Genomic DNA, 18,806 nt, shown 5'->3' on the forward strand with positions numbered 1-18,806 from the left:
GTGAGGACGACAGCCATGGACATGCTGTGGAGCGGCTGGGGGGACCCGGCCGAGGCGACGCCGCTGCCCGACACGGTGATCGGGCTGTTGCGCGATCTGCTCGGTGTCAAGCCGCGCGAGGCGGCCCCCGTCGCCCTCGAGGACATGGCCGTCCCCGGGACCCCGCTGACGCCCGAGGCACACCGCGCCCTGGTCGCGGCCCTGGGCGACGAGGCCCAGGTGCGCACCGACGCGGAGACCCGTGTCCGGCACACGCGCGGCAAGTCCACCCCCGACCTGCTGCGCATCCGCGAGGGCGACGTCTCCGCCGTCCCCGCGGCCGTACTGCTGCCCTCGGGCCACGACGAGGTGCTCGCCGTCCTGCGGGTGTGCGCCGAACACGGCCTGCCGCTGGTGCCGTTCGGCGGTGGCACCTCCGTCGTCGGCGGACTGGAGCCCGAACCGCGCGGAGCCTTCCTCGCCCTCGACCTTCGGCGCATGGACGGCCTGCTGGACCTGGACCCGGTCTCCCGCACCGCCACCCTGCAACCGGGCCTGCGCGCCCCGCGGGCCGAGGCGCTGCTCGCCGAACACGGCTTCACCCTCGGCCACTTCCCCCAGTCCTACGAGTGGGCCACCATCGGCGGCTTCGCCGCGACCCGCTCCAGCGGCCAGGCCTCCGCCGGCTACGGCCGCTTCGACGAGATGGTGCTGTCCCTCACCCTCGCCACCCCCGAGGGCACCCTGGACACCGGCCGCGCCCCCCGCTCGGCCGCCGGACCCGACCTGCGCCAGCTCGTCCTCGGATCCGAGGGCGCGTTCGGCGTCATCACGTCCGTGACCGTACGGATCCGCCCCGTCCCGCGGACCACGGTCTACGAGGGATGGCGCTTCGCCTCCTTCGAGGAGGGGACCGCCGCGCTGCGCCGGCTCGCCCAGGACGGACCGCGGCCCACCGTGCTGCGCCTGTCCGACGAGACCGAGACCCTCATCGGCCTGGCCGACCCGGACGCGATCGGCGCCGGCGCCCGACAGGCGGCCGGCTGCACGGCGATCGCCGGATACGAGGGCACGGAGGAGGACACGGAGTACCGCAGGGAGCGCGCCGCGGCCGTGCTGCGCGCGTGCGGCGGCACCCCCCTGGGCGAGGAGCCGGGCCGGCGCTGGGAGCACGGGCGCTACTCCGCGCCGTATCTGCGCGACGCGCTCCTCGACGCCGGGGCGTTCGCCGAGACGCTCGAGACGGCGACGTTCTGGTCCCGGATCCCCGGCCTGTACGCCGCCGTCCGCGACGCGCTCACCGCCACCCTCACCGAGGCCGGCACCCCGCCCCTGGTCATGTGCCACATCTCCCACGTCTACGAGAACGGCGCCTCGCTGTACTTCACCGTGGTCTGCGCCCAGGGCGAGGACCCGGTGGCGCACTGGACGCGCGCCAAGCACGCCGCCAACGAGGCGGTCCTCGCCGCCGGCGGCACCATCAGCCACCACCACGGCGTCGGCACCGACCACCGGGACTGGTACGTCCGCGAGGCGGGCCCGCTGGGCATCGACGCCCTGCGCGCCGTGAAGCGGCGGCTGGACCCGGCGGGACTGCTGAACCCCGGCGTGCTGCTGCCCGCCGACTGACCCGCCCCCGCGTCCACCCGCCCCTGCCCGTCCCCGTCCCGTCGGCCCGCCCCGGAGGCACCCCGATGCGCCAGTTCACCGCCGTCGTCAATCCCACCGCGGGCGCGGCCACCGGGGCGGCAGCCCTGCTCGCCCTGGCCCGGCACCTGCGGGAGGAGGGCGCGGAGTTGAGGACCGAGTACAGCCGCAGCCTGGACCACGCCCGCGAGCTGGCGCGTGACGCCGGCCGGGAGGGGCGGGTCGTCCTCGCCGTCGGCGGCGACGGCATCGCGGGCGGGGTCGGCGGCGCCCTCAGCGGAACCGGCGCGACTCTCGGCCTGGTCCCGGCCGGCCGCGGCAACGACTTCGCCCGCGCGCTGGGGCTGCCCCGGGACCCGGCGGCCCTGGCCCGCGTACTGCTGCACGGCGAGCCGCGGCCGGTCGACACCATGGAGGTCCGCTCGGCCGTCCACGACCGCACCGTCGTCCTCGGCAGCGTGTACGCGGGAGTGGACGCGCTCGCCAACCGCCACGCCAACCGGTCCAGGCTGCTGAAGGGGTCGGTCTCCTACTACGCCGGCGGCCTGCGGGCCGTCGCCGGCTGGCGGCCCGCCCGCTACCGGGTCACCGTCGACGGCGAGGAGCACACGCACTCCGGCTTCACGGTGGTGGCCGCCAACTCCGGCTTCTACGGATCCGGCCGCGTCATCGCCCCCGACGCCCGCGTGGACGACGGCCTGCTGGACGTCGTGATGATCGAGCACGCGCCCCGGCGGCTGTTCTTCACCCTGATGAACGAGCTGAAGACCGGCGCACACGTCCGCCGGCCCCAGGTGCGGATCCTGCGGGGCGGCGAGATCCGCATCGAGGCCGACCGGGACATCCCCTACGGCGCCGACGGCGAGGTCGACGCCGTCCTCCCCGTCACGGCCAGGGTCCTGCCCGGAGCGCTGAACGTGCTGTACTGACCGCCCCGTCAGGACCGGGTGCCGTGGTACCGCTGTGCCAGCCGGGCGAGCGCCACGGCCCCCAGCAGCAGCCCGAAGTCGCGCAGTGCGACGTCGTAGTACCCCGACAGCGTGAGCAGGTTGACGATGATGCCCGCGAGCCAGCCGGCGACCAGCCAGCCCCCGAAGCGCGGCGCGACGGCGACGACGACGCCGGCCACGATCTCGATCACCCCCACCGCGTACATCGCCGCCTGCGCGCTGCCCGGGACGATGCCGTCGATCCACGGTGCGAGGTAGACGGGCCAGTCGACGAGGAGGTTGGCGAACTTGTCCAGTCCGAACAGGATCGGCGCCACGGTGAAGCCCGTGCGGAGGATGACGTACGCCTGGTAGCCGGGGTCGGTCAGCGCGGCTCGTCGCGGCGTGACGGACGTGCCGCTCGTGGTTGTGGAGGCCATGGCCTGCACCCTTCTTCTATCGACAACTCTCATTAGTGATAGAAGCGCGGTTCCGCTCTTTAGTCAATGGCTGTTGCTTTTACACTGGTGTTCGTGGACGACACGGAAGAAGTACGCGACAAGGACATCGCCGCGATCTCGGCCATTGCCGCCCTCGACGAGCCCACCCGCCGGCGGCTGTACGACTACGTGGTGGAGCGGCGCCACCCGGTCGGCCGTGACGAGGCCGCCGAGGCGCTGGGGCTGGCCCGGCAGACCGCGGCCTTCCACCTGGACCGCCTGGCCGCGGAGAACCTGCTCGACGTGCTCCACGTCCGGCGCAGCGGGCGCACCGGACCCGGCGCGGGCCGCCCGGCCAAGCTCTACCGCCGCTCGGCGGCGCACATCGCCGTCAGCCTCCCGGAGCGCCGCTACGAACTCGCCGGCCGGCTGCTCGCCCAGGCCGTGGAGGAATCCGCCGCCGGCGGGGAACCCGTGCGCGAGGTGTTGCACCGCAGGGCGCGGGAACTGGGCGTACACCTCGGTTCGGACGGCGACGAGAGGGAGGTCCTCCGTGTACTGGAGCGGTACGGCTTCGAACCACGGCACGACGGGGAGGCGGTCGTCCTCGGCAACTGCCCCTTCCACGCCCTGGCCCGCGCGCACACGCAGACGGTGTGCGGAATGAACCTGCACCTGATGCGCGGAGTCCTCGAAGGACTCGGTGAAACGGGGTTCGAGGCCCGTCTGGCGCCGGAACCGGGCCGGTGCTGCGTCCGCCTGGATCCCGCCGCCTGACCCGGCCGCCAGGAGGAACCCATGACCCCGCCCGAGTTGTCGACCTTCGGCCACGGCACCGCGGACCGGGACGCGCTGACCGCGCTGCTGCGCGACGCCGGGATCGCCGCCGTCGTGGACGTCAGGACCGCCCCGGGCAGCCGCCGCAATCCCGACCTGGCCCGGGACCGGCTGGCCGAATGGCTGCCCGGGGCGGGCATCGCCTACCGCTGGGAACGGGACCTGGGCGGCTTCCGCAAGCTGCCGCCCGACTCGCCCGACGTCGTCTGGCGCAACGAGTCCTTCCGCGGCTATGCCGCCCACACCCGCAGCCCGGAGTTCGTCGGCGCCATGGACGCGTTGCTGGAACAGGCCGCCCGCGAGCCGACCGCGGTGATGTGCAGCGAATCCGTGTGGTGGCGGTGCCACCGGCGGCTCATCGCCGACTTCGCCCACCTCGCCCGCCGGGTGCCGGTACGGCACCTGATGCACGACGGGCGCCACACGCGGCACGCCCCCACGCCGGGCGCCCGGCTGCGCGACGACGGGCTGCTCGTCTACGACGACACCACCGCCGCGTCGGCGTAGCCGACCGGAGGTCCCGCACCTCGCCGCCGGCCTTCGACACGCGCGCACCCCCCGCCGAGGAGGTGTGACGCCGGGAAAGAGGGCCATCAGTGAGTGGGCAAGCCACTCGAGGCGAGGAGGGTCCGCGCATGGGAACCGTCGTCCGCGTTCCGCAGACCCGGGACATGATCGGGGAGGAACTCTCCGGAGACGAGGCGTTCGCCGCGCTGCGGCACTACGGGGGACTGCGGTTGCTGACCGACTCCTTCGCCCGCTTCCGCTACGCGGACGGGTTCACGAGCGCACGGGCGCTCGCCTTCCAGGTCGTTCTCGGCCTGGTGCCGTTCACCGTGGCACTGGTCGGCCTCGCGACCTCCGTGCACACCGAGGGCGTCGGCCGCGTCATCGAACTCGCCCTCGGCCGGATCGTGCCCGGCGCCGGCGCCGGCCTCGTCGAGGACGCCTTCGACGGGACCCGGCGCACCGCCCACGGCGACCTCGCCGGCACCCTGGCCCTCTGGCTCGGTCTGGGCTTCGCCGTGCTCAACCTCGCCTCCGCCATGGGCCAGATCGAGCGGGGCGCCAACCGCATCTACGGCATCGAACGCGACCGCCCCTTCCCCCGCAAGTACGGCAGGGCCGTCCTGCTCGCGCTCGCCGCGGGGCTGCCGATGGTGCTCGGGTTCGTCGTGCTCGTGGCCGGCGACGCGGTGAGCCGCGCGGTCGCCGAGGTGGCCGGGGGGCGGGGGAGCGGCACCGGGTGGTGGGGCGGCCTGGACGTCCCGGTGGGGCTGCTGCTGGCATGGGTGGCCTCGGCGGTGCTCTTCCGCTGGGCGCCCCGCCGTGCCCAACCGGGGTACACCTGGCTGGCGTTCGGCTCGGCCGTCCACCTCCTGCTGTGGGTCGCCGCGACATGGCTGCTCGCGCTGTACGTCGAGGGCAGCGGGTCGTTCGGCGCCCTGTACGGGCCCCTGACCGCCTTCATCGCCCTGCTGCTCTGGGCGAACCTGACCGCCGTCGCCCTCTTCCTCGGCATCGCGTTCGCGGCCCAGCTGGAGGCGGCGCGCGCCGGTCTCGACGCCGCGGTGCGCCCGGACCCCGGGCCCGGCGGCTGAGCGCGGGCACGGCGTCCCGGCAGCGGGGCGCGACACGCCGGCACGGGAACGGAGCGGGCTCCTCCCGCGTTGTCACTGTGAGGTTGCACAATGATCGGAAAAGGAGATCAACTCCGGCGCGGTGCTGGGTAGACGGTCTCATGTCCGGCTCCGGAAAGGTCCTGCTGATGCTCTCCACCGTCGACCGTTCGAGGTCCCTCGTCGCCCTGCCGACGGCGCGCCGCCGGCACGCCCGGGGAGGCGCCGGCCCGGTGCCGGCGGGCCGCCCGTCGGGCGCCGCCGCCGACGCGCTGCGCATCATCGCCGACCCCCGCACCCCCACGTACGTCACGGTGTACGCCAACGGCCGCCGCAGATACAGCTACTGGCGCCCCCTCGACTCCGCCGGCGGCGCCGGCGGCTGCTACGCCGCCCTGCCCACCGACGAGTGCGACGAGCTGCGGGCGACGGGCCGGATCACCCTGGGCGAGCCCGTCGTGGACCCCCACCGCACGACGTACCGGGTCCGTCCGGCCGCCCGGGCCCAGTCGGCCGCCCGCGCCCAGTCGGCCGCACGTGCCGAACCGGTGGTCGCCCGCCCCCGTCCCGAGCCGGTGCGCGGCGTGGTGCGGGAGCGGTCCCGGGTGGCGTGAGGGCGGGGCGGCGCAGTCCGCCCGGCCCCGGTCACCGGCCTCGGTCACCAGGCCTGTGCGCGGGCAGGTGAGCCGGGGCGTGGTGTCAGGCGATGGACGCCGAGACGACGGCCGACACCGCGAGGTTGCAGGAGGCCGTCACCCAGACCGCCGGGTGGGGTTCGGGCTCCACCAGCGTGGCGCCCAGTCGCCCGGGGGTGATGAGATCCACCACCAGGAACGCCACCGCCATCATCACCAGCCCCAGCACCCCGAACGCCGCCGTCGACAGCAGACCCTTGCCGAAGTCGTCGTACGTCGTCCAGATCGAGGTGAACACGATCGCGCCGATGCCGAGCAGCGAGGAGCTGAGCAGGAGGGCGGCGTTGCGGTTGCGCTCCTGCCAGATCTGCCGGCCGAGCTTTCCGGGCGTCAGGACGTCGACGAGCACGATGCCGAGGACCAGGAGGACCAGTCCGAGGGCGCCGTAGGCGGTGGCGCGGCCGAGTCCGTTGACGATGTCGCTCATGGGTGTGCCGGCTCCGTAGCGTGAGGGATCGTGAGGTGATCGCGGTCAAGGGCGTGCAAAATGTAGCGCACGCGTTCGGCGGTCCGGTGTGCCCCGTCACGCCCGGCGGCCGATGCGGCGCACGCTGACGCGAGAGGGCGGCAACTCGGCGGCGGTCAAAGGGACTTGGACGAATCCTTCGGTGGTGAGTCATGCCGGGGCGTATCCGGGGCATCAGAAGTGCGTCGGACGCGCCGAGAAGGAGAACGAGCCATGAGCAGGGGCAGCCGCACGCTCACCGTCCTGTACGTCGCCGTGGCCCTCTGGCTCTCCTTCTGCACGGTCCGCACCTGGGGCACCGTGCCCGCCTGGACCACCCTCGCCATGACCGCCGCCGCCCTCGCCCCGGTCGTCGGGGTGGTGCGCGAGACGGTCATCGCCGACGAACGGCGCGCCGTCGCCGTGCTGCGGGAACGGGAGGGCCGCCGGGCGGCGTGGCGTGACGCCGCGGCCGCGGCCCTCGCGCGGGCCGAGGCGGAGGCCGCGTGCTGCGAACGCTGGTGGACGTCCTGCGCGACCGAGCACGATCCGGGCTGCGCACACCGGACCACGTGGGGCACGGCGGCGGGCTGAACCCGACCGGGTGATTTTGCCTTTCTTTTGCCCCACGGGAACACGGCGGTGGCCGCGTCCGTTTGACCGGGCGGACCGTGAAGACCCGGGACTGACGACCAGGACCGGGCGGACAGCGACAGAACCGAGGTGGCACCGAATGGCGATGTGGGACCGGCTCAAGGACCAGGCCAGGACGCTCCAGCAGGGCGCGCAGACGGGAGGCGCACGGCAGGGGCAGGGCTCGTCCTCCTCGGGCGGCGGCTCCAAGGCCAAGCTGATGGGGCTGTTCACCTCGCAGCTCGCCTCGGCCAAGGCGGAGCTCAAGAGCGGTGCCTACCGGGACGCGAGCATGGCGATGTGCGCGCTCGTCGCGGCGGCCGACGGGCGGGTCGACCCGTCGGAGCGGCAGCGGGTGGAGGAGCTGATCGTCTCCAACGAGGTGCTGCAGAACTTCCCGCCGGACCAGCTCCGCAAGCGGTTCAACGAGCACGTGGACCGGCTCACGGCCGACTTCGAGCAGGGCAGGGCCCGGGCGCTGGAGGACATCGCCAAGGCGGCGAAGAAGCCGGTCGAGGCGCGGGCCGTCGTCCAGACCGGCATGGTCGTCGCCGGCGCCGACGGCAGCTTCGAGCCCGCCGAGCAGTACGCCGTCCGCGAGGCCTGCGCGGCGCTGGGTCTCTCACCGCAGGAGTTCGGCGTCTGAGCGCCGCTCCGTTGTCAGTGGCACCCCCTACGGTGTGATCAGTGGGCCCGCCGGTACGGCAGCGGGCCCTTCTGGGGAGGGATGTGCCATGTCTGCCGGGTCCGCGGTGTCGACGACGTATCTGGAGCTGTCGCAGGAGGGCGGTGGCGCGCACAAGTTCTACGAAGTGACGGTCGCCGGCCAGGTGGTGACGGTGCGGTACGGCCGGATCGGCGCGGCGGGGCAGACCCAGACGACGACGTTCCCCACGGCGGCGAAGGCACGGGCCGCCGCGGCGAAGAAGGTGGGGGAGAAGGTCCGCAAGGGCTACGCGCCGGCCGTGCCCGGCGGGCGGCCCCCGCGCGCGGTGACCCGCCGTCAGGTCGTCTCCGCGCCCTCGACCGCGCGGGCCGTGGCCCCGGTGCTGTGGCGCTTCTCGACGGGCTCCTCGGCGTTCGGCATCCATGTCGACGACGACCACTGCTGGGTCGGCAACCAGTCCGGCGACGTCTACACCCTGGACCACGAGGGCAACGCGCTGGCCCGCTTCAGCCTGCCGGACGGCGTGAAGTGCCTGGTGGCCGACGACTTCTGGATCTACGCGGGCTGTGACGACGGCCGCGTCTACGACCTGTCCTCGAAGCTTCCGTACGCCGCCTACGACATCGCCGCGGACGTCGACATCTTCTGGCTGGACATCCACGAGGGCGTTCTCGACGTCTCGGACCGCGAGGGCCGGCTCACCGTCATCGACCACGAGGACGAGCACCAGTGGACCCGCCGCAGCCAGGGCGACCACGCCTGGATGGTCCGCGCCGACGACCGGGCCGTCTACCACGGCCACCACCGGGGCGTGACCGCCTACGCCCCCGACGGCAGCGGCGAGTTGTGGCACACACCCACCCGCGGCGGTGTGCTGTTCGGCTGGCAGGAGGACGACACCGTCTACGCGGGCACGGCACACCGGGTGGTGCAGCGGCTGTCGAAGGCGACCGGGGCGATCGAGGCGACCTACGCCTGTGACAGCGCCGTGTACGCGTGCGCGACCGCGCCGGGCGGGCGGTTCGTCTTCGCCGGTGACGCCGCGTCGTCCGTCTACTGCTTCGACCGGGACGGCACCCGGCTGTGGAAGCTCGGCACCGGCGGCGGATCGGCGCTGTCGATGCAGTACCGGGACGAGCGGCTCTACCTGGTGACGACGGACGGTTCGCTGGTGTGCGTGGACGCGAGCGAGGCGGCCGTCTCCGCCGCACAGCAGGGTTCCGTGCCGGTCGTACGGGACGTCAAGCTCGCCGCCGCCCTGCCCACCTACGCGCCGGCCACCGCCGCGACCGCGGTCACCACCGTCGACCGGGCGCCGTCCGGTGCCGTGGTCGTCGAGTGCGTGCGGCACGACGGACGCTTGCGCGTCCATGTCGTCTCCGACGGCTACGACGGGTCCTGGAACGTGCAGTTCCCGCGGGCGATACGGGAGCCCGGCGCGCGCTATGTCGTGGACGCGCTGCACCCGGCGGCCGGCGGCTTCTACCGGGTGCGGGGCGAGATCCGGCGACTGCGGTGACCGGGAGGCACACCGCCGGTGCCCGCGCCCGCGGGGTCCCCGGAGCGGGGCCGGGGAACCCCCTTCGGCGGCCGGAGCCGGATCAGATGCCGCAGGTCGGCGCGGACCAGTAGCGGCTGCCCCGGTGGTCGACGTGGGTGTGGTCGTTGTGCCCCGGGTAGCCGGGGCCGAGGATGCCGCGGAAGCCGTGGTTGCGCGCCTGCTTGGCCAGGGTGCACAGGGAGTGCGGGCCGGCGCCCAGATCGGCCGCGTCCCCGTACAGATGGCGGCTGCCGGACGCCCCGCCCACGGCGTCGTTGCAGGCGTGCGAGCGGAAGCCGCTGGTGACCCGGATCGGCTGGTCACCGAGCGCGTGCCGCAGGGCCTCCAGCTTCCACATCGTGCGCAGCGCGTTGGACTTGGCCGTCGCGGCGCCGACCGCCCCGCCCGACCAGGTCGAGTTGCAGCGGTTCAGCTCGGCGTAGGAGAAGTGCACGGGCGTGCAGTCGTCGTCCTGGAGGGCGTACAGCTTGGTGTAGGTGCTGGTGCCCGCCACACCGTCCGCGGCCAGGCCGTAGGCCGACTGGAAGCGTTTGAGCGCGGCCGCCGTGGCGGGCCCGAAGTCGCCGTCGACGGCCAGCACGGCCCCGTACCCGGGGTAGCCGCCGAGCCGGATCTGGAGCTGGGTGACATCGGCGCCCGAGGCGCCCTGGGACAGGGTGCGGGTCCAGGTGTAACAGCCGTCGGCGTGCGCGGTTCCCGCCGTGGCGACGGTGCCCACGACCACTCCAGCCATGAGCATGACAATCGAGAGGAGGAGTCGTGCGGCGCGTCCGAACATGCGGTCTCCGGTTCCGGGTCGTGTGGTTCAGCCGAGTGAGGTGCCGTGTGACGCGCGTCAACCATGGAGCACGCACCCGGCCGGGCGCAAGGTTCCCGTCCCATGGGCGCATACCGCGGGCCCGTGAGCCCTGGACGCGCCCCCGGGTCCTTACGGACAATGCAGTGCCCCTGATGCCCCTCCCGCGAAGTGCCGTGCCGTTCCCGCCCTTGCCGAGGAAAGCAGGTCCACCGCCGTGCTGCTGCGTCTGCCCACATCACTGTCCGAAGCACAGCGGTTTCTGACCGAGGGAGCGGTGCCCGTCGGCGGCGCCACCCTCGTGTGGGCCCTCTGGCAGCGCGACGGCTTCCCCGAGCAGGCGATGTCGCTGCGCGCACTGCCCGAGGCCAACCTGAGGGAGCGCGAGGCGCTGGGTGCCGCCGTGCTGCTGCACCAGGTGGACGACCGGATGCCCGACGTGCTGCGCCGCGCCGCCTCCACCGTGGGGACCGGCGCCGTCCGCCGCACGGCCACCGTCGGCGGCAACATCGTGGGCAGTACGCTGCGTTGCCTGCTCCCCGCGGCGCTGGTCCTCGACGCGAGGGCGACCGTGCTGGACCGGGACGGCACCTACGAGACCGACCTGCCCGAAGTGGTGGCCAAACGCCATCTGCTGCTCGGACTCCGCTGGCGCGCCCCCGTGACGAGCGGGTACTACAAGGCGCCCGGCGAGGTCGGCGGCCCGCCGCCCCTCGTCGTCGCCACCGCCGTGCACGCCGGCGGCGACGGACGGCACCGGATCGCCGTCGCCGTCCGCGACGGCTACGAGGTGATCAGTGAGACCGCGGACTGCGGCGGCGGAGCCGAAGAGACGCTCCGGACCCTGGAGCGCACCGGCCTGGGATCGCTGCCCCCGCAGGCGCGGGAAGCCGTACGGCGGGAGGTCACCGGGATCCTGGACGGCCCCGCGGACGGCTGACCCGGCCGCGCGCGCCCCACCGGCCGCCCGCATCGGCGCGGGCGGGCGGGTTCAGCCGCGCGAGTCCCGCCGGTGGCGGACCACGACGACCGGGCAGGACGCGTGCTGGGCACAGCGCTGACTGACCGAGCCCAGCATCGCCCGGGCGAACCCGCCCCGTCCGCGATGCCCCACCACCAGCAGTTCCGCCCCTTCCGAGGCTCGGATCAGCACCTCCGACGGATCGCCCTCGAGCAGCCGCTCCCGCAGCCCGGCGGGCCGGTCCCCGGGGAACGCTGTGTTCAGCGCCTCCGCGAAGCGATGCCGTGCCTGCTCCGCGTCGAAATCCGGTTCGATCACCGGACCGGCCCACCCGGTGGACGACGGGGTCTCCCAGGCGTGGACGGCCTCCACCACCCCGCCGACCGCCCGGGCGTAACGCACCGCCCAGCGCAGTGCCTCGTACGACGACGGCGATCCGTCCACACCCACGACCACACGCGGTGCCGGTTCGGTGGATTCCATGGCTTCCTCACTCACCAGTCGCTGTCCGCTCTCCCGCAGTGCCCGCCTCACTCCACCGGCCAGGTGTGGACCGGGGCGTTGAGGTGCATGTAGTCGATGTACTGCTGCGTCATCCGCCGCAGCGCCTCATGGCGGCCGCAGTGCGCCGTGGCGTCGATGTGACGGAACATCTCCTTCTGCCACACCGCGCCGTTGCGGCCCGCCACGCACCGCTGCTCGATGATGCCCAGCAGCGGCTCCCGCCAGGCCGCGTCCATCCCGGACTGCTCCAGCCCGCGGTGCGCCAGCGGCAACAGCCGCCGCAGGACGAGTTCCGCCGCCGGCACCTCGCCCATTCCCGGCCAGTACAGCCGGGCGTCGATGCCGTACCGGGCCGCCGTCCGCAGGTTGTCCTCGGCGGCCGAGAAGGACATCCGTGACCACACCGGCCGCTCCTCCTCCACCAGGGCGCGGGTGAGCCCGTAGTAGAACGCCCCGTTGGCGAGCGTGTCCGCGACGGTCGGGCCGGCCGGCAGCACCCGGTTCTCCACCCGCACGTGCGGCTTGTCGTGCGAGACGGCGTACACCGGGCGGTTCCAGCGGTAGATGGTGCCGTTGTGCAGGGTCAGCTCACCGAGTTCGGGGACGTCGCCGCGCGTCAGCGTCTCCGCCGGGTCCTGCTCGTCGCAGAGCGGGAGCAGGGCGGGGAAGTAGCGCAGGTTCTCCTCGAAGAGGTCGAAGACGCTGGTGATCCAGCGCTCCCCGAACCACACCCGGGGCCGCACCCCCTGCGCCTTGATCTCCTGCGGACGGGTGTCGGTGGCCTGCTCGAACAGCGGCACACGCGTCTCGTGCCAGAGCTCCTTGCCGAACAGGAAGGGCGAGTTGGCGGCCAGCGCGATCTGCACCCCGGCGATCGCCTGCGCCGCGTTCCAGTAGTCGGCGAACTGCTCCGGCGACACCTGGAGGTGGAACTGCGTGCTGGTGCACGCGGCCTCCGGCGTGATGGTGTCCGCGTAGGTCCGCAGCCGGTCGACACCGGTCACCTCGATGTGCAGGTCCTCCCCGCGCGCCGCGAAGATCTGGTCGTTGAGCAGCCGGTAGCGCGGGTTCTCCGACAGCGCGCCCTCGCCGACGTCCTCCTGGCGCAGCGTGGGCAGGATGCCCGTCATGATCAGATGCGCCCCGATGGAGCGGGCGCGCCGGTCCGCGTGGTTCAGCGCCGCGCGGATCTCGGACTCCCAGGCGTCGGGTCCGCCCGCCGTGAGCCGCCGCGGCGCGATGTTGACCTCGAGGTTGAACCGGCCCAGCTCCGTGTCCCAGGCCGGGTCCGCGATCGCCTCCAGCACGTCGGTGTTGCGCATCGCGGGCTCGCCCCGGTCGTCCACCAGGTTCAGTTCGATCTCCAGCCCCACCTGGGGCCGCTCCGCCTCGAAACGCGACTCGCGCAGCATCTGCGCGAGCGCGTCGAGGCACTCCTGCATCTTGATCCGGTAACGGCGGCGGTCCTCGCGGGTGAAGGTGAGCGCCGGGACGTCGCGTCCCATCGGTCTCCCTCCAGGTGCTCGTCCTCGGAACCTGTCCACCCCAGCGTCGCACCCGCGGACGCGTCGGACCACGCGAAGCCGCTCGGCCCTTCGGGTGGGGTGTATTTCATTGACAACAAAATGTTCATCCGGGATGCTCGTTCCATGCCCACGACACCCGAACGGCCCACCGACCCCTTCACCCCGCCGAGTTCCGGCACGGCCCGCGAGCACCGGGTGCACGCCTCCCTGTTCCGCATCGCCGAACGGCACGCGGCCTCCGACGCCCAGCGCCGCCGGCAGACCCATCCCGCCGTGCTCGGCCCCCACGAGGCGGTCAGGCTGGTGTCGTTCCTGCTCAGCGGCGCGGCGCTGCCCGAGGACGGCGAACCCGAGGTGGACCGCGCGGACATCACCGCCGCACTGAGCCTGCTGCCGCGCGCCCGCGCCGAGATGGACGAACTGGAGGCCGGTCTGCTCCGGATGGCGCGGGGGCGCGGCATGACCTGGCCGGAGATCGCCTTCGGCCTCGGCCTGGGCAGCCCGCAGGCCGCCCGGCAGCGCTACGAGCGGCTGGCCGAGCGCACCGACGCCGAGACGGGTGAGGCGTAGTCGCGGGACGCGTCGCCGTGGGCCGGCCCGCCCACCGCACGGGCGGCCTGCCGCCAGGCGGCGCCGACCGCCCGGTGGGCCGCCGCCGTGCCGGCCGCCGTTTCCGCCGGCAGCCGCACGGGCCCGCCGATGTGGACGTGGAACCGCGGCCGGCGCACCGGGGCGGTCACCACACCGGCCAGCTGCTTCACGGCAGGTCCGGAGGCGAGCCGCCGGGCCCCCGCCTGGCCCACCGGCACGACCGCCGCGCCGGTGGCGGCCGCGAGCCGCGCCAGCCCGGTGCGGAAGGGCAGGGGCGCGGCACAGGCGGCGTCCCCGCGCCGCGGCAGGCCCCCTTCCGCGTAGATGAGCACATGGCGGCCCGAGCGGACCGCCTCCGCCGCGGCCTCCAGGGCGTCCGCCGCGCGGGAGCTCCCGCGGTGCACCGGGATGTGGCCGCCCCGCGCCAGGGCATGCCCCAGCACCGGTACGCGCCACAGTCCCGCCGTCGCCATGACGACCGGTGTCACCCCCACACTCCGCAGGGCGGCCAGCACGAGCGCCGGATCGGCCGGCGAGTCGTGGTTGGCGACGAAGACGCTGCCGGCGGGGAAGGGCTCCCCGGCCTCGCGGGTGACGGTGAGCCGCCCGAACAACGGCAGCAGGACGGCGGCGGTACGGCTGAGCACGGCGAGGCCTCTCGACGGACGGACCTGTCGCCTCTCAGCCTCGGCCGCGAGCGGCCCCGGCGCCTGAGTACGCGTACCCGGGTCGACGGCGCCGCCTACTCGGGTCTCCGCGCCGGCCGCCCGGCGCTCCGACGGGCGGCCGCGGCGAATCACCTCCGGACGGCCTGGGTACCCGCCACGTCCTCGCGCGGATCCGCCGCGTCGCTCCACCGAGGGAGGCCGACATGGCCGAGCTCAACCCCATCGAACTGCAGAAGGCCCTGAAGGGCGCCGACTACCCCGCGAGCCGCGACGACCTGGTCGCGCTGGCCAAGCGCAACGGCGCGGACAACACGCTCGTCCAGAAGCTGACGAAGAGCGGGAGCAAGCGGTTCGACGGCCCCAACGAGGTGCAGAAGGCGGTCTTCGACAACGAATAGCGCCACCCGGCCGGGGTGGCCCGCGCCCGTCACGGTCGCGGGACGGCCCCGGCCCCGGACGTGCGCGCGCCGTGCGACCCGAACCGAAAGGCGGTACCGGCGATGACCGAGTACGAACGTTCACGGACGATGCCGGCACAGCCCGAGCACGTCTTCGACCAGGCGGCGAACATCGACCAGATGAGCGACTGGCTGCCCGAGGCGCTGCATGTGCACGCCGAGGAGCTGCCCGCCGTCACCGTGCACGAGGACCGTACCGACGAGGACACCTCCGCCCTGCTGCGGGCCCAGCCGGAGCAGATGCGGCTCGAATGGGGCACGCGGCGCCAGGGCAGCTACACCGGCTGGCTCCAGGTCGCCGGCATCGGCAGCGGTGCGAGCGAGGTCACCGTGCACCTCTCCTTCTTCGACGGCAGCCACGACCCCGGCGCGCAGCGGGTCGGGGACGCCCTGGACTCGAGCCTGCGCCGCCTGGAGGAACAGGTGCGGCTGCGCTTCGACACCGCCGCCGGCTGACCGCCGGACTACCAGTGCGCCGGGCGGCTGAGCGCGCCGGGCAGCACGGTGGCCGCGTCGCCCCTCGCGGCGTTCAGTTGCGCCTGGGTGAGGAACAGGGCGCCGGTGAGGTCGGCGCCGCGGAGGTCGGCGTCGCGCAGATCGGCTCCGATGAGATCGGTGTCCCGCAGATCCGCCCCGCTGAGGTCGGCGGCGACGAGCAGGGCACCGCGCAGGCTCGCTCCCCGCAGCCGGGCGCCGGACAGCCTGGCCCCCACGAGATCGGCTCCCCGGTGGTTCTTCCTGGGGCCCGGTACGTGGGACCGGGCGAGTTCGCCGGCCCGCAGCAGTGTCGCGTTGACCTCGCCGCGCAGTGCGTTGACGTCCAGCCCGGCGATCGACTCGGCGGTGCCGCGGGTCAGGCCATCGATCCGGTCCCGCGCCCGCCGCAGTTCCTCGTGGACGGGCCGGGCGCGGGGGAGGCCCAGGGCCTCGGTCACGTACCAGAGCAGTTCCTGCAGCTGCCGCATGACGGGGAAGACCTCGAACATGCTGTGCGCCGTCTCCGGCGCCGCACGCCAGTCGGTGCCGCCGAAGGTCACCTGGGACACCTTCTGTCCGGCGCCGAAGCAGTCGAAGACGGTACAGCCGGCATAGCCCTTGTCGCGCAGCCGCTCGTGGATGCCGCAGCGGAAGTCCGCCCGGAGGTTCGAACAGGGCTGTCCCGCGGGCTTGCTGACGGCGAAGTCGGCGGAGCGGGCGAAGGGCAGGGCCACGCAGCACAGGCCGAAGCACGCTGCGCAGTCGGCCCGCAGGTCCGTGCGGTCCCCGGGGGAGGGGAGGGGGACTGTCTGCTGTGACGACACCGTGCGTGCTCCAGTCGTACGGCGAGCACTGCCCACCGCGGCGCTCCGGGATCCGCCGCCATTCTCGCAGACGGCGCCCCGGCGCCCGGCCGGCCGGGGCCGTCGTCGCGCGCGAGCAGGAAGCCGGCGCCCGCGGTCCGCCTCGGCCGCGCAGTCGCGCACGCGCGCACCGGCCGCGGGCGCGCAGCAGTCCGGTGCCGAGCGTGGGCGCCCCATCGAGGTGCAGACGCACCACCGCCCGCTCCGCCCCGTTCCCCCGGGCCTTCTCCAATGCCCCGGCCCCCGGGGCCCCGAGCATCCATCCTGGCGGCGGCGAGTGGGGCATGGGCACCAAGGGGCGGTCAACGGCTTCCCCGGCCGCGGGACGGGGACGGCGCCCGCCCCGGCACAGGGGCCCGGGCGGGTGCCGCCGTCCTGGTCGTGGGCCCGGTGGTCAGCGGGCGGTGCCGGCGTGGCGCTGTTCGGTGAGGACCGCCGTCAGCAGTTCGGGATCGAACAGCGAGACGTCGGCGAGACGGGTGGGGGCGGCGAGGGAGTTGAGCATGGCCTTGGTGACCCGCACGGCGGAGGCCGGCCGCCGCACGACGGGCTTGGCCCACGCCAGGACGGCGGCGTCGAGCGCGTCCCGCGGCACCACCTTGTGCAGGACCGACAGTGCGAGGGCCTCCTGGGCGTCGAAGACCCGCGCGGTGAGGATCAGCTCCCGCACCCGGGCGACCCCCACCTCGCTGATCAGCCGGGGGAGCAGCCCGCCCCAGGCGGGCGGCACCCCCAGGGCGAGCTCGGGCAGCCGGAAGGTGGCGGTGTCGACGCCCACCCGCAGATCGCAGGCGAGCACGAGGCCGACGCCGGCGCCGACGGCCCGGCCCTGGACGCGGGCGATGGTGACGGCCGGGTTGGCGGTGAGGGCCTCGCACACCCGCAGGGCCTTCGCACCGGAGACGCGGATGCCGCCCCCGGTGGGATCGTCCTCGAGGTGCCGGGGGAACTCGCGCCGGTCGCCGCCGAGGCAGAACTCCTCTCCGGCGGCGGCCAGCACCAGGACCCGTACCGCGGGGTCCTGCTCGTCGAGGACGGTGAGGAGGTCGTCCAGCATGGCGTCGCCGACGGCGTTGCCCTCCTCCGGGAGGTTCAGTTCGACGGTGAGGACGGGACCCTGCCGGTACGTGCGCAGGGTCTTGAGTATCCGGTCGGCGGGGAGTTCGGTGAGGGGCTGGGCGTTCATGTGGTCACTTTCAGGGAGGTGATACGGCGGAAGACGAGCCGGGAGTTGTCGTAGGCGGGGGGCCCGGCGGGCCGGAGGGTGGGGAAGCGCTCCAGCACCTGGGCGATCGTCTCCCGCGCCTCGAAGCGGGCGAGGGCCGCGCCGAGGCAGTAGTGGGGGCCGCTGCCGAACGTGATGTGGCCGCCGCCCCGGAGGATGTCGAAGACGTGCGGGTCCGGGTTGCGGCGGGGGTCGTGGGCCGCGGAACCGTACAGGATGTGGACGGTGGCGTCCTTGGCGACGGGCGTGCCGGCGAGGACGGTGTCGTCGGCGGCCACATGGGAGTTGAGCCAGACCGGGGGGTCGTAGCGCAGGGTCTCCTCCACCAGGTCCTCGATGTGCTCCGGGTGGGCCCGGAGCCAGTCCGCGCGGCCGGGCTCGCCGGTGGCGAACCGTACCGCGTTGGTCAGCAGCACCGCGCTGGTCTCCAGCGAGGCGATGGTGATGAACATCGTCAGGTGGTAGATCACCCGCGCCGCCGCGGCCGGGTCGTGGGGGTACTGGGCGTCCCAGTGGCGGATCCAGCCGCTGAGGACGTCGTCGCCGGGGTTCGCCCGCCGGTCGCGGATCAGCTCGCCGAAGAACTCCCGCATCTCCAGCGTGGCCCGGCGCGCCTGCGCCAGTTCCTCCTTGGTGGGCAGCAGTTCCTGGGCGTAGGCCTGCCGGTGCGCGAAGTCCAGGATGTACGCGTGGTGCTCCTCGGGGATGCGGAGCCACTCACCGACCGTGCGCACGGGGAGGAGTTCGGCGACGGTCTGCACGAAGTCGGCCTCCCCGTCGGCGCGCAGGCGTTTCTCCAGGTCGTCCAGGAGGCCGGAGACCAGCGCGGCGATCCGGGGGCGCATGCTCTCCAGGGTGGAGCGGTCGAACGGGTTGCCCAGGGCCCGGCGCTGACAGGTGTGCGTCGGGGCGTTGATGCGGGACAGGGTGCCCGTCAGCTCCTGGGTGGCGAGCTCCTGCCAGCGTCTGGGGTCGGGCTGGCGCTCCTGCCATGCGAAGTCCGGCACGAGCCAGTTCCTGCCGCGCAGGACCTGGCTGCACGCGTCGAACGAGGTGACGAAGTAGGCGCCCCAGGGGGCCCGTACGACGTCCCCCAGGGCGCGCAGTCCTTCCCAGACGGGCAGGGGGTCGGCCTGCCCCTCGGCCGAACGCAGGCGGCGGAGAAGGGAGATGACGGCTCGGCGGTCGGTGGTGGTACCGCGTATGTCGCCAACGGCGGTCACACAGAGCTCCTTTGCTGGGCACTGTTGATCAATACCGCCGGAACCTACCCTTCCACCTCACC

The 18,806-nt window shown here is 73.8% G+C and carries 22 protein-coding genes; 13 read left to right on the plus strand and 9 right to left on the minus strand.

Translation table 11 applies throughout. The features are described from left to right. Positions 1 to 15 precede the first annotated feature (15 nt). Both ACZ434_RS19790 and ACZ434_RS19795 read left to right on the plus strand, forming a co-directional pair. Positions 16 to 1,608 carry an FAD-binding oxidoreductase gene (locus ACZ434_RS19790; RefSeq protein ID WP_468457510.1) on the plus strand — a complete coding sequence of 531 codons (1,593 nt, stop codon included), beginning with the start codon at positions 16 to 18 and terminating at the stop codon, positions 1,606 to 1,608. Between the two features lie 65 nt (positions 1,609 to 1,673). Continuing rightward, positions 1,674 to 2,555, plus strand: a complete 882-nt coding sequence (locus tag ACZ434_RS19795; protein WP_468457512.1) for a YegS/Rv2252/BmrU family lipid kinase — start codon at positions 1,674 to 1,676, stop codon at positions 2,553 to 2,555. An 8-nt stretch (positions 2,556 to 2,563) separates the two neighbouring features. Here the strand turns inward: ACZ434_RS19795 and ACZ434_RS19800 are convergent, their stop codons facing one another. Next, positions 2,564 to 2,995, minus strand: coding sequence for a hypothetical protein (locus ACZ434_RS19800; RefSeq protein WP_468457514.1), 432 nt, complete (start codon positions 2,993 to 2,995; stop codon positions 2,564 to 2,566). Between the two features lie 87 nt (positions 2,996 to 3,082). On the opposite strand from ACZ434_RS19800, the gene ACZ434_RS19805 reads away from it, so the two are divergent. The 4 genes from ACZ434_RS19805 (at position 3,083) to ACZ434_RS19820 (ending at position 6,065) form a co-directional block, all read left to right on the plus strand. Further along, the gene (locus ACZ434_RS19805) at positions 3,083 to 3,772 is read left to right on the plus strand and encodes a helix-turn-helix transcriptional regulator (RefSeq protein WP_468457848.1); all 690 of its coding nucleotides are present in this window, start codon (positions 3,083 to 3,085) and stop codon (positions 3,770 to 3,772) included. Positions 3,773 to 3,793: 21 nt separating this feature from the next. Next, the gene (locus tag ACZ434_RS19810) at positions 3,794 to 4,339 is read left to right on the plus strand and encodes a DUF488 domain-containing protein (protein WP_468457516.1); all 546 of its coding nucleotides are present in this window, start codon (positions 3,794 to 3,796) and stop codon (positions 4,337 to 4,339) included. A gap of 128 nt (positions 4,340 to 4,467) precedes the next feature. Further along, positions 4,468 to 5,433: a YihY/virulence factor BrkB family protein gene (locus ACZ434_RS19815; RefSeq protein WP_468457519.1), complete on the plus strand. Its 966-nt coding sequence runs from the start codon at positions 4,468 to 4,470 to the stop codon at positions 5,431 to 5,433. A 140-nt stretch (positions 5,434 to 5,573) separates the two neighbouring features. Then, positions 5,574 to 6,065 carry a hypothetical protein gene (locus ACZ434_RS19820; protein WP_468457521.1) on the plus strand — a complete coding sequence of 164 codons (492 nt, stop codon included), beginning with the start codon at positions 5,574 to 5,576 and terminating at the stop codon, positions 6,063 to 6,065. Positions 6,066 to 6,150: 85 nt separating this feature from the next. Here the strand turns inward: ACZ434_RS19820 and ACZ434_RS19825 are convergent, their stop codons facing one another. Further along, positions 6,151 to 6,573, minus strand: a complete 423-nt coding sequence (locus tag ACZ434_RS19825) for a DUF350 domain-containing protein (RefSeq protein ID WP_468457523.1) — start codon at positions 6,571 to 6,573, stop codon at positions 6,151 to 6,153. A gap of 252 nt (positions 6,574 to 6,825) precedes the next feature. Between ACZ434_RS19825 and ACZ434_RS19830 the strand changes: the two genes are divergently transcribed. From ACZ434_RS19830 to ACZ434_RS19840, 3 genes are all read left to right on the plus strand, one after another. Beyond that, positions 6,826 to 7,185: a hypothetical protein gene (locus tag ACZ434_RS19830; protein WP_468457525.1), complete on the plus strand. Its 360-nt coding sequence runs from the start codon at positions 6,826 to 6,828 to the stop codon at positions 7,183 to 7,185. Between the two features lie 139 nt (positions 7,186 to 7,324). Then, positions 7,325 to 7,870: a tellurite resistance TerB family protein gene (locus tag ACZ434_RS19835; RefSeq protein WP_468457527.1), complete on the plus strand. Its 546-nt coding sequence runs from the start codon at positions 7,325 to 7,327 to the stop codon at positions 7,868 to 7,870. An 88-nt stretch (positions 7,871 to 7,958) separates the two neighbouring features. Further along, a complete protein-coding gene (locus tag ACZ434_RS19840; RefSeq protein ID WP_468457529.1) occupies positions 7,959 to 9,410 on the plus strand; it encodes a WGR domain-containing protein in 1,452 nt (483 codons plus the stop codon). Positions 9,411 to 9,492: 82 nt separating this feature from the next. Here ACZ434_RS19840 and ACZ434_RS19845 read toward each other — a convergent pair whose 3' ends face one another. Further along, the gene (locus ACZ434_RS19845) at positions 9,493 to 10,230 is read right to left on the minus strand and encodes a D-Ala-D-Ala carboxypeptidase family metallohydrolase (RefSeq protein ID WP_468457531.1); all 738 of its coding nucleotides are present in this window, start codon (positions 10,228 to 10,230) and stop codon (positions 9,493 to 9,495) included. 235 nt (positions 10,231 to 10,465) lie between these two features. Between ACZ434_RS19845 and ACZ434_RS19850 the strand changes: the two genes are divergently transcribed. After that, positions 10,466 to 11,188 carry an FAD binding domain-containing protein gene (locus tag ACZ434_RS19850; protein WP_468457533.1) on the plus strand — a complete coding sequence of 241 codons (723 nt, stop codon included), beginning with the start codon at positions 10,466 to 10,468 and terminating at the stop codon, positions 11,186 to 11,188. Between the two features lie 51 nt (positions 11,189 to 11,239). On the opposite strand, the gene ACZ434_RS19855 is transcribed toward ACZ434_RS19850, so the two are convergent. Together ACZ434_RS19855 and ACZ434_RS19860 are read right to left on the minus strand one after the other, a co-directional pair. Further along, positions 11,240 to 11,692 (minus strand): universal stress protein, encoded by a 453-nt coding sequence (locus ACZ434_RS19855; RefSeq protein ID WP_468457535.1) that lies wholly within the window; start codon positions 11,690 to 11,692, stop codon positions 11,240 to 11,242. Positions 11,693 to 11,739: 47 nt separating this feature from the next. Next, positions 11,740 to 13,218, minus strand: a complete 1,479-nt coding sequence (locus ACZ434_RS19860) for a glutamate-cysteine ligase family protein (RefSeq protein ID WP_468457537.1) — start codon at positions 13,216 to 13,218, stop codon at positions 11,740 to 11,742. A 144-nt stretch (positions 13,219 to 13,362) separates the two neighbouring features. Between ACZ434_RS19860 and ACZ434_RS19865 the strand changes: the two genes are divergently transcribed. Then, positions 13,363 to 13,809 (plus strand): DNA-binding protein, encoded by a 447-nt coding sequence (locus ACZ434_RS19865; RefSeq protein ID WP_468457539.1) that lies wholly within the window; start codon positions 13,363 to 13,365, stop codon positions 13,807 to 13,809. Here ACZ434_RS19865 and ACZ434_RS19870 read toward each other — a convergent pair. Beyond that, positions 13,761 to 14,477 (minus strand): lysophospholipid acyltransferase family protein, encoded by a 717-nt coding sequence (locus ACZ434_RS19870; RefSeq protein ID WP_468457541.1) that lies wholly within the window; start codon positions 14,475 to 14,477, stop codon positions 13,761 to 13,763. The two genes, ACZ434_RS19865 and ACZ434_RS19870, sit on opposite strands and share 49 nt — an antisense overlap. A gap of 224 nt (positions 14,478 to 14,701) precedes the next feature. Between ACZ434_RS19870 and ACZ434_RS19875 the strand changes: the two genes are divergently transcribed. Together ACZ434_RS19875 and ACZ434_RS19880 are read left to right on the plus strand one after the other, a co-directional pair. After that, a complete protein-coding gene (locus tag ACZ434_RS19875; RefSeq protein ID WP_468457543.1) occupies positions 14,702 to 14,896 on the plus strand; it encodes a DUF2795 domain-containing protein in 195 nt (64 codons plus the stop codon). 102 nt (positions 14,897 to 14,998) lie between these two features. After that, entirely contained in the window at positions 14,999 to 15,412 is a 414-nt protein-coding gene (locus ACZ434_RS19880) for an SRPBCC family protein (RefSeq protein ID WP_468457545.1), read from the plus strand. A gap of 8 nt (positions 15,413 to 15,420) precedes the next feature. Here ACZ434_RS19880 and ACZ434_RS19885 read toward each other — a convergent pair whose 3' ends face one another. The 3 genes from ACZ434_RS19885 to ACZ434_RS19895 all read right to left on the minus strand — a co-directional run bounded on the left by ACZ434_RS19885 (position 15,421) and on the right by ACZ434_RS19895 (position 18,744). After that, entirely contained in the window at positions 15,421 to 16,257 is an 837-nt protein-coding gene (locus ACZ434_RS19885; RefSeq protein WP_468457547.1) for a pentapeptide repeat-containing protein, read from the minus strand. 433 nt (positions 16,258 to 16,690) lie between these two features. Then, the gene (locus tag ACZ434_RS19890) at positions 16,691 to 17,482 is read right to left on the minus strand and encodes an enoyl-CoA hydratase/isomerase family protein (protein WP_468457549.1); all 792 of its coding nucleotides are present in this window, start codon (positions 17,480 to 17,482) and stop codon (positions 16,691 to 16,693) included. Next, positions 17,479 to 18,744, minus strand: a complete 1,266-nt coding sequence (locus ACZ434_RS19895) for a cytochrome P450 (RefSeq protein WP_468457551.1) — start codon at positions 18,742 to 18,744, stop codon at positions 17,479 to 17,481. The genes ACZ434_RS19890 and ACZ434_RS19895 overlap by 4 nt, the downstream gene beginning before the upstream one ends. Positions 18,745 to 18,806 lie beyond the last annotated feature (62 nt).

It is taken from the genome of Streptomyces sp. NPDC030893 (genome assembly GCF_055571535.1).

Coding starts and splice junctions, on each gene's coding strand:
- ACZ434_RS19790 (WP_468457510.1), top strand. CDS start 16: ATGGACATGCTGTGGAGCGGCTGGGGGGACCCGGCCGAGGCGACGCCG.
- ACZ434_RS19795 (WP_468457512.1), top strand. CDS start 1,674: ATGCGCCAGTTCACCGCCGTCGTCAATCCCACCGCGGGCGCGGCCACC.
- ACZ434_RS19800 (WP_468457514.1), bottom strand. CDS start 2,995: ATGGCCTCCACAACCACGAGCGGCACGTCCGTCACGCCGCGACGAGCC.
- ACZ434_RS19810 (WP_468457516.1), top strand. CDS start 3,794: ATGACCCCGCCCGAGTTGTCGACCTTCGGCCACGGCACCGCGGACCGG.
- ACZ434_RS19815 (WP_468457519.1), top strand. CDS start 4,468: ATGGGAACCGTCGTCCGCGTTCCGCAGACCCGGGACATGATCGGGGAG.
- ACZ434_RS19820 (WP_468457521.1), top strand. CDS start 5,574: ATGTCCGGCTCCGGAAAGGTCCTGCTGATGCTCTCCACCGTCGACCGT.
- ACZ434_RS19825 (WP_468457523.1), bottom strand. CDS start 6,573: ATGAGCGACATCGTCAACGGACTCGGCCGCGCCACCGCCTACGGCGCC.
- ACZ434_RS19830 (WP_468457525.1), top strand. CDS start 6,826: ATGAGCAGGGGCAGCCGCACGCTCACCGTCCTGTACGTCGCCGTGGCC.
- ACZ434_RS19835 (WP_468457527.1), top strand. CDS start 7,325: ATGGCGATGTGGGACCGGCTCAAGGACCAGGCCAGGACGCTCCAGCAG.
- ACZ434_RS19840 (WP_468457529.1), top strand. CDS start 7,959: ATGTCTGCCGGGTCCGCGGTGTCGACGACGTATCTGGAGCTGTCGCAG.
- ACZ434_RS19845 (WP_468457531.1), bottom strand. CDS start 10,230: ATGTTCGGACGCGCCGCACGACTCCTCCTCTCGATTGTCATGCTCATG.
- ACZ434_RS19855 (WP_468457535.1), bottom strand. CDS start 11,692: ATGGAATCCACCGAACCGGCACCGCGTGTGGTCGTGGGTGTGGACGGA.
- ACZ434_RS19860 (WP_468457537.1), bottom strand. CDS start 13,218: ATGGGACGCGACGTCCCGGCGCTCACCTTCACCCGCGAGGACCGCCGC.
- ACZ434_RS19865 (WP_468457539.1), top strand. CDS start 13,363: ATGCCCACGACACCCGAACGGCCCACCGACCCCTTCACCCCGCCGAGT.
- ACZ434_RS19875 (WP_468457543.1), top strand. CDS start 14,702: ATGGCCGAGCTCAACCCCATCGAACTGCAGAAGGCCCTGAAGGGCGCC.
- ACZ434_RS19880 (WP_468457545.1), top strand. CDS start 14,999: ATGACCGAGTACGAACGTTCACGGACGATGCCGGCACAGCCCGAGCAC.
- ACZ434_RS19890 (WP_468457549.1), bottom strand. CDS start 17,482: ATGAACGCCCAGCCCCTCACCGAACTCCCCGCCGACCGGATACTCAAG.